At 34.6% G+C, this 11,868-nt stretch carries 9 protein-coding genes; all 9 read right to left on the minus strand.

The window, feature by feature from the left end; genetic code table 11:
* Window positions 1-38 precede the first annotated feature (38 nt).
* Complete coding sequence (locus TKV_RS08200) at window positions 39-1,712, minus strand: SWIM zinc finger family protein (protein ID WP_049685519.1); 1,674 nt, start codon at window positions 1,710-1,712, stop codon at window positions 39-41.
* A gap of 81 nt (window positions 1,713-1,793) precedes the next feature.
* Entirely contained in the window at window positions 1,794-3,185 is a 1,392-nt protein-coding gene (gene rlmD, locus TKV_RS08205; RefSeq protein ID WP_049685520.1) for a 23S rRNA (uracil(1939)-C(5))-methyltransferase RlmD, read from the minus strand.
* Window positions 3,173-3,355: a hypothetical protein gene (locus tag TKV_RS14185; protein ID WP_148307284.1), complete on the minus strand. Its 183-nt coding sequence runs from the start codon at window positions 3,353-3,355 to the stop codon at window positions 3,173-3,175. The genes rlmD and TKV_RS14185 overlap by 13 nt, the downstream gene beginning before the upstream one ends.
* A 156-nt stretch (window positions 3,356-3,511) precedes the next feature.
* Window positions 3,512-3,928 carry an acyl-CoA thioesterase gene (locus TKV_RS08215; protein WP_049685522.1) on the minus strand — a complete coding sequence of 139 codons (417 nt, stop codon included), beginning with the start codon at window positions 3,926-3,928 and terminating at the stop codon, window positions 3,512-3,514.
* 42 nt (window positions 3,929-3,970) lie between these two features.
* Entirely contained in the window at window positions 3,971-5,722 is a 1,752-nt protein-coding gene (gene pyk / locus TKV_RS08220) for a pyruvate kinase (protein WP_049685523.1), read from the minus strand.
* Window positions 5,723-5,743: 21 nt separating this feature from the next.
* Entirely contained in the window at window positions 5,744-6,709 is a 966-nt protein-coding gene (pfkA, locus tag TKV_RS08225) for a 6-phosphofructokinase (protein WP_049685524.1), read from the minus strand.
* 78 nt (window positions 6,710-6,787) lie between these two features.
* On the minus strand, window positions 6,788-6,985 hold the full coding sequence (locus TKV_RS08230; protein ID WP_049685525.1) for a hypothetical protein: 198 nt from the start codon (window positions 6,983-6,985) through the stop codon (window positions 6,788-6,790).
* Window positions 6,986-7,085: 100 nt separating this feature from the next.
* Entirely contained in the window at window positions 7,086-10,523 is a 3,438-nt protein-coding gene (locus TKV_RS08235; RefSeq protein WP_049685526.1) for a DNA polymerase III subunit alpha, read from the minus strand.
* A gap of 10 nt (window positions 10,524-10,533) precedes the next feature.
* Window positions 10,534-11,841 (minus strand): DRTGG domain-containing protein, encoded by a 1,308-nt coding sequence (locus TKV_RS08240; RefSeq protein WP_049685527.1) that lies wholly within the window; start codon window positions 11,839-11,841, stop codon window positions 10,534-10,536.
* Window positions 11,842-11,868: the final 27 nt, after the last annotated feature.

Genomic DNA, 11,868 nt, shown 5'->3' on the forward strand with positions numbered 1-11,868 from the left:
ATCGAGAAAATAGAGCGTTTTCTTGTCTTGCCTTTGTCTTATTTAATTTTGCTCAGTTCATCAATAAATGCCGGTCTCTTTTTATATAAGCTCATCAACTCATTTTTTATTTCTTTTTGGCTTTTCTCGCCAGCTATTTTTTTATATCTTTTAAGTATTTCACATACTTTTTGATAGTCACTTCTTTTTGATGAAGAGCTTGCAGCCAGTTTTATATATTTTTTATACACCTCAATAACTTCATCCTTAAACTTATCTTTCAACTTATCTGCATATTCTTCTATTCTTGTTGGGTTTTCTTTTACAAACTTCATAAGCTCATCTAAATCATTTTCTTCTAATATGACCTTAAGATAAATATCTCTTCCATGCCATCCCTTATAATTTTTTAGTTCTTGTTTTAAATCGTTATAAAACTCCGTCTTATCACCAGTAATTAATCCCTTTAGTTCCCGATAGTATTCAAAATTTCCGTCAAACAAAAGCTCCTTTGCTAATTTTTTCTGTTCTTCTTTTAATGAAAGCTTTTTATAGGCTTCATATCTTATCTTTTTCCACTTTGATACTAAACCAGCATATTGTTTGTCCTGTTCTTCCCATTCTAAAGCTAATTCTATAACTTTTTTGTAGTCCTTTTCTTTAAAATACTTTTGAATAAACAATTCTTTGAAAGATGTAAATTCAAGATGCTCTTTTATAAATTGTTCCGCTTCTTCTTTAGTACCATATTTCTCTTTTAGCACATAAAGAATTTCAAGCATTTTTTCATCAATATATTTTTTATAGCTATTGTCAGGATCCTTATCTAATAAGTATTCTATTCTCATCTTCAGTTTATTTCTCAGTTCCTCTATGTCAGCAAATTCGGTACAAAGCCAAAGTATATCAATCCTATAGCTTTCCCAACCATCAAAAATCTTGTTTTCGCTTTGTTCTAATAATTTATTAAATATCTTTTCTCTTAAATCTATATCTAAATCCCTACTGCCAGCAACTATGTCTCCTATAACTTCCATGGTTTCTGATACTAAAAAACCTATGTTTCCATCAGAATCATCTGCATATTGAAAAGCTCCAACTGCCTCCTCAAGCACTAAAAAAGCAATATCTAAGGCTAATAGAATATCTTCAGTATCTCTAGCTTTCTCCAATAAATCTCCCATTTCACTCACAAAATCATAAGTTTCTCTGTATGAAATAAAGCCATCTCTGTCTGTATATTTTCTAACAATAGAATCTATAAGGGTTTTGCACCTTATAAGTTCCTGTTTACTGTCACCTCTTGAATATCTAACAATAAGTCTATTTTTCAAGGTTTCATCTTCTTCTGTTATATCTACTATAATTTTTATTAGCTCTTCTTTAGAAAGATTGTTTAAGACTTCTTTTATATCTTTCTGCTTTGAAACTCCTTTTTGTACATTTGAGCCTGAATCTTGATTATTGAAAATTTCAAGTAGTTTATAAAAAGCCGCCACTTGATGTTTGCATATAGGGCCAAAATCATAAGGGCAATCACATTCTGAATAAAGAATTTCCCCATTGTCATCTAATTTTACTATAACCTCGTAGTCATCGCTGCCTTGAACTTTAAAAATATATTCATTGTCTCCTTGATTATAAGTTTCTATTATATTTCCTCCAATATAGTAGTCGTAGCCTCTATCTAAAATCGTTTCGTTGATATAGTCCTCAAAATTATATATGTTCATTTATACTCCCTCACCATTCCTTTCTAAAAAGATAATTCTTCAGTATCCTTATCCAATTTCTTAACTTCTATCAATCCATTACTATTTAATACATTGGATGTAATTCGAAGTAAGACTATTTTTTAACATCAATACTACACACTCCACATGATACGTATAAGGGAACATATCAACAGGCTGAACTTCTATCGTTTTGTATCCATTGTCTTCAAGATATCTTAAATCTCGTGCTAATGTGGAAGGATTACAAGAGACGTATACAATTTTTTTCGGATTTATTTTTATAATCGCTTCTAAAACAGGTGCGTCGCATCCTTTTCTTGGAGGATCCATTATAACTACATCTGCTTTGACTCCTTTATCAGCCAACTCAGGCATTACTTTTTCCGCATCCCCTGAAATAAATTCCACGTTTTTAATGCCATTTATGTAAGCATTTCTCTTTGCGTCTTCCACTGCCTGGTGGACAGCCTCAATACCATAGACAAAGCCTGCCTTTTGTGCTGCAAACAAAGATATAGTCCCTATACCACAATACACATCTATTACAGTCTCCTCACCTTTTAAATCAGCATATTCAAGGGCTTTTCCGTATAAGACTTCTGTTTGAACAGGATTTACCTGAAAAAATGACAAAGGGGATATTTCAAATTTTATGTCTTTTATATAGTCAATAATGTTATCGCTTCCGTAAATAGTTATATTTTCCTCCCCCATAATCACATTAGTTTTTTTGGTATTAATATTTACTACTACACTTTTAAGCCCCTTTATCTCTTCTTTTAAAACATCAATTAGTTGTTTTTTATATGGTATGTCCTTTCCACTAATCACAATAACAGCCATAACTTCCCCAGTTTTAAAAGCAACTCTTGTGACAATATGCCTTATCAGACCTTTTCCTGTTTTTTCGTCATATACAGATATGTTGTATTTTCTAATCCAATTCCTTACAATCCTGGCAATCTCATCACTAATCTCATGCTGTATCATACAACTTTCCACAGGCACAATGTTATGAGAACGAGGAGCGTAAAAACCTGTCACAGCTTTCCCTTCAACCATTCCAACTGGAAATTGTGCTTTATTTCTATACCGCTGAGGCTTTTCCATCCCTATGGTATCGTGGACTTTAGTATACACTTTGCCTATTCTCTCTAAATTGTCTTTGACTTTTTGTGTTTTATATTTTAACTGCCCTTCGTAGCTTAAATGCTGTAAAGAACAGCCACCGCACTTATCTGCATAAGGACATAAAAGCTCTACTCTATCATGAGACTTTTCTAATATTTCTACTACATGACCTATAACATAATTTTTAGAAACTTTATCTATTTCGACAATGACTTTCTCTCCTGTTAAGGCTTTTTCTACAAATACAGCAACTCCTTCAATTCTTCCAACTCCTTGCCCTTCATGTGCCATATTGTCAATATATACCTCGTATTTTTCTCCTACTTTTATGTCGTGCAATTCAAACGCCTCCTTTTTCCCATAATTATTATACCGTTATATAGCAAAAAAATATAGGGGTTTCCCCCTGTCATTTTTGAAACATCATTATTTGCAGTTCCAATGCCCTGCTTTTGCGCAGACGCCCAAGCATCTTCTTTACCTGGTGCCTGTGGCGCTTGTACCGTTATACTATTATTTTATCGCAAATGATAGTATTGTGCAAACGTTTGTTATAATTTTAAACAAAAAAAATACACTTAAAAAAGTTTATAAAAAAATCGGTTACCCTATTATTTATTATGCCATCTATATAGTATTTTATACCATTTTTCTAAAATTTTATTTTAATTACAACATTTCATAAGTATATCATAAACTTCTGGCATCACTTTCTTTAAGTTAATAGGCTTTTTCTCAAGATTTGTAAAAGGATGCTCTGTATAACCCTGCGCTAAAAGCTTATTATCCTCTTTTCTTATTACATCATATAAAAATTTAAGGCGAGTCCCTTTTACAAATTCCAATCTGGTTCGTATTATTATAAGATCATCGTATAAAGCCGAAGAAAAATACTTACACTGTGCATCAATTACAGGCAACATCACATTTTTTTCTTCTAAGCTTCTGTAAGACATTCCTAAAGAGCGAAAAAATTCAGTCCTTCCAATTTCAAACCAGTTGAAATAATTGGCATAGTAAACTATGCCCATTTTGTCAGTCTCTCCATAGCGGACCCTTATTTCAGCATCCCATACATACACATAAATCACCTCTAAAAACAAAGACAAGAAAAACTCTTGTCTTTACTTTATATTTACAATTCCTTTATACACAAATCCCCTAACAGTATCAACTGTCACAGTCATACCATCTTTTAGTTTGGAAGTTGCCCCTTCACACCCCACAATCACAGGAATGCCTAAGTTCAACCCTACGATAGCTGCATGGGATGTGAGGCCACCTTCCTCTGCTATTATAGCAGAGGCTTTTTCTATAAGAGGCATAAAGTCTCTCTCTGTTTTTGTAGTCACTATTATGTCTCCTTCTCTGAATTTGTCTTTATCTTTGTTGCCGTCGTTAATTACACATACGACTCCTGTTTTAGATTTAGACCCTATTCCTATGCCTCTTAAAAGAACATCCCCTACTATATGTACTTTGAGCATATTTGTGGTACCCGTCATGGCAACAGGAATACCTGCTGAAATTACAACAATATCACCGTTTCTTATAAGACCTGCTTTTAAAGCACTTTGAACAGCCACATCTATCATCTCATCTGTAGTTGACACTTCTTCTGTCACTAATGGATATACTCCCCAAACTATAGAAAGTTTTCTTGCAACAATTTCACTGGGAGTAGTAGCAATTATCGGAGCAGCAGGTCTGTACCTTGATACCATTCTCGCTGTATAGCCTGACGTAGTACAAGTTATTATAGCAGCTGCCCCTATCTCTCGTGCTGTAGTACAAGTAGCATGACTAATAGCATTTGTAATAGAGATGTTTGCATCTATATTTCTTTCTACGACGTCTCTATACCCAACGTATGCTTCTGTTTTTTCTGCAATTTTTGCCATTGTTTCAAAAGCTTCTATAGGATATTTCCCTTGTGCTGTCTCTCCTGACAACATTATAGCATCTGTGCCATCAAGTATAGCGTTTGCTACATCTGTCACTTCTGCCCTTGTAGGCCTTGGGTTTCTCATCATAGAATCCAACATTTGAGTTGCAGTAATCACTGGTTTTCCTGCTTTATTGCATTTTTCTATAATCATTTTCTGAACGATCGGTATTTCTTCAAGAGGAATTTCAACACCTAAATCTCCACGAGCCACCATTATGCCATCTGAAACTTTTATAATTTCATCTATATTTTCTACACCTTCACGGTTTTCTATTTTTGCAATAATCAAAATATGGTCTGCTTTATTCTCTTCTAAAAGCCTCCTTATCGCCAAAACATCTGAAGCTTTTCTAACAAAAGACGCTGCAATCATATCAATGCCTTTTTTTATTCCAAATTCGATATCCTCTACGTCTTTTTGAGTTAAAGGTGGAAGATTAAGTTTTACACCCGGAACATTTACTCCCTTGTGGTCTTTTACAGGTCCAGAATTTTCTACAACACAAATAATATCTTCCCCTTTAATATCTGTGACCTTTAAAGAAATTAATCCATCATCAATAAGAATGCGACTACCTCTTTCTACATCTTGAGGTAATCCCTTATATGATACACTGCATATGGTTTCGTCTCCTAATACCTCTCTTGTCGTAATAATGAAGGTTTGTCCTTCTTTTAATTCCACTCCACCATTTTTAAATTTCCCTGTTCTTATCTCTGGACCTTTTGTATCTAATAAAATAGCAACAGGCAGCTTTAACTCTTCTCTTATCTTTTTAATGTTGTCAATTCTTGCTCCATGCTCTTCAAAATCTCCGTGTGAAAAGTTTAAACGGGCGACATTTAAACCTTTTTCAATTAATTTTCTTAATATGTTATAGTCTTCACTGGCAGGTCCTATCGTACAGACGATTTTTGTTCTTCGCATATCTTCACTCCCTAATCATTTTTATATAGACAAAATTTTGCTCAATTCATACAATTTTCTGTTAAACTCTTTCTTCATAGAGAGAGCTTCGTCTATATCATCATCCACAATTTGATTATTTCGTATGCTTATTATCCTTTTTGTCTTGTTTTCCAAAAGTAATTCTACAGCTCTTGCTCCCATTTGGCTTGCCAGCACTCTGTCCATCACTGTCGGAGCTCCACCTCTTTGAATGTGTCCCAAAATAGTATACCTTAAATCCAATTTAGGTAACCTCTCCTTAATCATTTTTGCAAGTTCTGGAGCACTCATAACTCCTTCTGCAAGGACAATTATATGATGAAGTTTACCTCTTTTTATCCCATAAGTAATTTTATCGCAAAGTTCATCAATGCTCCACTCCACCTCAGGGAGTATAATCATTTCTGCTCCTCCTGCTACACCAGCATACAAAGCAATGTAACCCGCATTTCTTCCCATCACTTCTATTATATTTGCTCTTTCATGAGAAGTAGCTGTATCTCTTATTTTATTTATTGCATCAATAACCGTATTACACGCTGTATCAAAACCTATTGTATAATCAGTACAAGGAATGTCATTATCAATTGTTCCAGGAATTCCAATAGTATTTACATTCCACTCTTCACTCAAAAGTTGGGCTCCTCTGAAAGACCCATCTCCTCCAATAACTACTAAACCTTCTATTCCGTGTTTTTGAAGAGTTTCATAAGCTTTTTTTCGCACTTCTTTTTTCTTGAATTCTTCACATCTGGCAGTCCTCAAAATAGTACCGCCTTTTTGCAATATATCTCCTACAGAAGAAAGGTTTAGGTCAATAACTTCATCCTCTACTAAACCTGCAAATCCTCTCATGATTCCCTTTACTTTAAGCCCATAATAAATTCCTGTTCTTACCACAGCCCTTATGGCTGCGTTCATCCCTGGTGCATCTCCACCACTTGTAAGTATCCCAATTGTTTTCATACTTTACCTCCTCATTTTAACCCGCATGGACTTTACTAGTCCCGTTTTTGTTAAAACGCCCTTTTGGGGCAAAAAAAATCATAATCCGTATTCAATAATAATGCTTTGAGCATCCGGCGCTTCCGCCCTTGGTACTAAAACCTCACAGTAAGATCTTTTTTTATCTATCTTTTTATTAAGTGGACGTAATTTTACCAAAAAGCCCTCTTTTGTTAAAACATCTTTGACTTTTTCTGCTGTCTGCATGTCATGTGCCATATATACGACCGTCCACATAAAATGGCCTCCTTAGTATTTCTAAATCATATTTTAATCTATTTTTATCCTCTTATCAACATAAAAATTTGTAATCTGCCCTTTCGACAGAACATTTTTATCATATTACTTTGACATTCTCTTTTCCTAAAACAGCATATAACTGTTTAAACAATTCATTACTTCCGTTCACCCACAGGTCTCTGTTGGCTGCAAACAATTTTTGATTGTTCAATCTAAGCAGTACAGGCATATTGCCTTGATTGTTTTTTAATATTTGCTTAACAACTTCAATCTTTGTAGAATCCTCTAAATTTAAATAAAGTTTTTTAGTTATCACTTGAGTAAGCAGTTTTATTTCATCACACAATATTTTAGGGTCTTCCTCTTCCTTAAAACTTACTTTTCCTTTTATAACAACAGGAGTATCCTCTTTTAATATACTTGCATATTTTTCATAGACGGTTGGAAAAACTATCACTTCAATAGTCCCGTACAAGTCTTCAATTGTCACAAAAGCCATGACATTATTGTTTTTAGTAAACGTGACTTTTTTACTTGCTACAACTCCTACAATCACCACTTCCTGATTGTCCTGAATCTTCTTTTCGGTAATTTCTTCTTCAGTAAATTTAAAATCAAGCGTGGTAAGGTTAGTTATTTTTGGAATATCTTCTATATATTCTTCTAAAGGATGCCCACTTATATAAAGCCCCAATGTTTCTTTTTCCATTGAAAGTAACTTATTTTTAGGAAATTCCTCTATATCCGGGAGATTAAAATTTACAACGTGTCCTTGTTGTTCAACCTCAAATAAAGAAATTTGACCGCTCAGATTGTTATCTTTGTTTTTGCGAATATCTTCCATTAATCTCTCATACACCGAAAGAAGCTGTGACCTGTAAACACCGAAAGAACTAAATGCTCCTGCTTTTATCAAACTTTCAATCGCTTTTTTATTTAATTGGCTGTCCTGCATTCTTTCAAAAAAGTCAATGACAGACTTAAATTTGCCATTTTTTTCTCTTTCATTCACTATTTCCAGTGTCATATTTAATCCTACGTTTTTCACTGCACTAAGCCCAAACCTTATCTTATCATCTACTACAGTGAAATAAGAATAGCTTTCATTTATATCAGGTGGTAATACCTCTATGCCCATTTTTTTGCATACTTGTACATAAAATGCAACTTTATCTAAATTATCAACAAAACTGTTCAAAAGAGCTGCCATAAATTCCACTGGATAATATCTTTTTAAATAAGCAGTTTGATATGCTATAACTGCATAGGCAGCAGCATGAGATTTATTAAAAGCGTAGTTTGCAAATTCCATCATTTCGTCAAAGAGTTTATTAGCAGTCTGTTCATCTAATCCTTTTCTCAAAGCTCCCGGTACTATGACATTGCCATTTTCATCTACAATGCCATAGATAAAATTCTTCCGCTCTTCTTCCATTACATTCATTTTTTTCTTTGCCATAGCACGCCTTACAAGGTCTGACCTGCCAAGCGAGTAACCTGCAAGGTCTCTAACTATTTGCATTACCTGCTCTTGATATACCATACATCCATAAGTCACATCTAAAATTGGTTTGAGAAGTGGGTGGTCGTAAACTATATTTTCGGGATGGTTTCTGTTAGCAAGATATCTCGGTATTTGGTCCATGGGCCCAGGACGATAGAGAGAAATTCCTGCTATTATATCCTCAAGATTTTTAGGCTTTAACTCTGTCATAAATTGTTTCATTCCTGAAGACTCTAACTGGAAGACTCCTTCTGTCTCCCCTCTTCCTATAAGTTCGTAAACCTCAGGGTCATCGTATTCCATAGAATCAAGGTCTATGGTTACGCCTTTATTTTTTTTGACCATTTCAATGGTATCTCTTATCACTGTCAACGTCCTTAAGCCTAAAAAATCCATTTTTAAAAGTCCTAATTCCTCAAGAACTGACATAGGAAACTGTGTCACTATAGAATCTTCATTTTTTTGAAGAGGAACATATTTAACAAGAGGTTCTTTAGATATCACAACACCTGCCGCATGAGTAGAAGCATGTCTTGGAAGTCCTTCTAAAGATTTAGATATATCAATAAGCTGTTTAACCCTTTCATCTTTTTCGTAAAGGGCTCTAAGTTCTGGGTTTAAAGACAAAGCCTTGTTAATAGTCATACCTAATTCAAAAGGAATCATTTTTGCAATGGCATCTACTTCAGCATAAGGATAATTTAAAGCCCTTCCAACATCCCTTATAACTGCTCTTGCTGCCATTGTACCAAAGGTTATAATCTGGGCAACGTTATCTTTGCCATATTTTCTCACAACATAGTCAATTACTTCTTGCCTTCTCTCATAGCAAAAATCAGAATCAATATCAGGCATACTAACCCTTTCCGGATTTAAAAACCTTTCAAAAAGCAAATTGTACTTTAAGGGGTCCACATTTGTTATGCCTAAACAATAAGCCACAAGACTTCCTGCTGCAGAACCTCTTCCTGGTCCCGTCATAATCCCGTTGTCTTTTGCAAACTTTATAAAGTCCCACACTATGAGGAAATAATCCACATATCCCATCTGGTTTATTACAGAAAGCTCATAATTTAACCTTTCAATTGCTTCTTCACTGGGATTTTTGTAACGTCTTTTCAAACCTTCAAAACACAAATTTCTTAAATATTCATAAGAATCAACGCCTTCTGGCAAATCGTATTTGGGCAATTTCGTCTTATTAAACTCAAATTCTACATTGCACATGTCTGCAATCTTCTCAGTATTTTCAATGGCCTCTTTACAACAAGAAAAAAGATTCTCCATCTCTTCTGGAGATTTTAAATAAAATTCATCAGTTGGAAAAGACATGCGATCTTCATCATCAATTGTCTTCCCTGTTTGAATGCACAAAAGCACTTCATGAGCTTTTGCGTCTTTTTTTTCAAGATAGTGTACATCATTAGTAGCAACTAAAGGTATTCCTGTCTCTTTGGATAGTCTTATAAGCTCTTTATTTACCTTTTGCTGCTCTAAAATTCCATGGTCCTGCAGTTCTAAATAAAAATTCCCTCGTCCAAAAATAGAGTCGTAAAAAAGTGCTGCCTCTTTCGCTTTTTCATACTCACCTCTTAAAATATGAGAAGGCACTTCTCCGGCAAGGCAAGCACTTAACGCAATGAGGCCCTCACTGTGGTCTTTTAAAAACTGTTTATCTACTCTTGGTTTATAATAAAATCCCTCGATTGAGGCTACAGAAACTATTTTCATCAGATTTTCATATCCTGTCATATCTTTTGCCAACAAAACTAAATGATAATTTTCATTGTCTATGCCGTATTCTCTATCATACATGCTTCTTGGAGCAACATAAATTTCACAGCCTATTATTGGCTTTATACCTTGGGACACAGCTTCCTTGTAAAAATCTATGGCTCCATACATAACACCATGGTCGGTAATCGCTATGGCTTTCATGTTTAATTCTTTTGTCTTAGCTATCAAATCCTTGATTCTACAAGAACCGTCTAATAAACTGTATTCAGAGTGGATGTGTAAATGCACAAACATAATCTATCACCTAAGTCATCTTTATTCTTTTTAACAACCTCAGAGACATCAATGCCTTTGCAATCTCTTCCTTGTCGTGAATAATCTGTATATCCAATTTACTAAAATTGTTGCTCACTTCTATCACTTTTGCAAAGACCTCAATCACTTGCTCAGGATGTATAGGCTTTATAAAGTATACAGAAAAATTATCCACTACAGCATCGTACCGTTTATTTCGCGTTATGGCAAAAATGCCAGACTCGCACATCAACATCATTAAAGCGCTACTGCTCACCGTTCCAAATTGGTTTATCATGTTAGAAGGAATCTTCCCTTTAAACTTAACCCCATTCTCTATCCTTTCCATATCAAAATCTTTAAATATAGTATCTTGAATGGCTTCACTAATTTGGGGCTGCTTAGACATATAATGTAAAGCCTTAATGACATCTTCTCTGCTTACAAGCCCTATTAACTCTTTTCCTCTCGTCACTGGCAAAATTTCTACGTTCCACCATATCATTAGATGAGCAGCGTAGGAAAGAGTAGTAGTATCAGTAACAAAAACAGGATTTTGTGTCATTATACTGCCAATTTTGTCTTCATCTGAAGCTGTCGCAACATCCCTTGAAGTAACCATACCCACTAATATTCCTTTAGAATCCACAACAGGATACCTTGTATGCTTAGTTTCAGCGTATAATCTTTTCCAATCTCTTACAGTTTGCTGTGTCGTCATATAAACCGGATTATATGTCATCACATCGCTTACATAAAGAATTTTTTTGCGTGTCATGCTTTCATTAATAGCTTTATTTATAAGAGTCGCGACCGTAAAAGTATCGTACGATGTAGAAATGAGAGGCAAAGAAAGCTTATCCGCCAATTCTTTTATGTGGGGTAGAGTATCAAACCCTCCTGTAATCATTACAGCAGCTCCTGCTTTTAAAGCAGCCTCTTGAGCATCTTCTCTATTTCCCAAAATCACAAGGTCTCCTGGCGTTATGTACTTTACCATCTCATCAATGGTCATAGCACCGATTAAAAATTTGTGAAGTTCCATGTCCATGCCACCATGACCACCTAAAACTACCCCTTCCACCACATTTGTAACAACTTCGTATGTAAGACGGTCAAAATATCTATCTTTTTGTTTCCTCCTTATAGTTCCTACCCTTGGAATCGTAGTCACAAGCATCAAATTTTCCGCATCTTTTATTGCTTTGTACGCTGTTCCTTCACTGATATGAAGAGTTTGTGCAAGTCCTCTTACAGAAATTTTTGTTCCTTCTGGTAAATTTTTAATATACTCTAATACAATTTCATTTTTTGTCATAACTATCATCCTTTATACAAAAAAGGT

The organism is Thermoanaerobacter kivui (assembly GCF_000763575.1).
In the GTDB taxonomy this organism is placed as follows: domain Bacteria; phylum Bacillota; class Thermoanaerobacteria; order Thermoanaerobacterales; family Thermoanaerobacteraceae; genus Thermoanaerobacter; species Thermoanaerobacter kivui.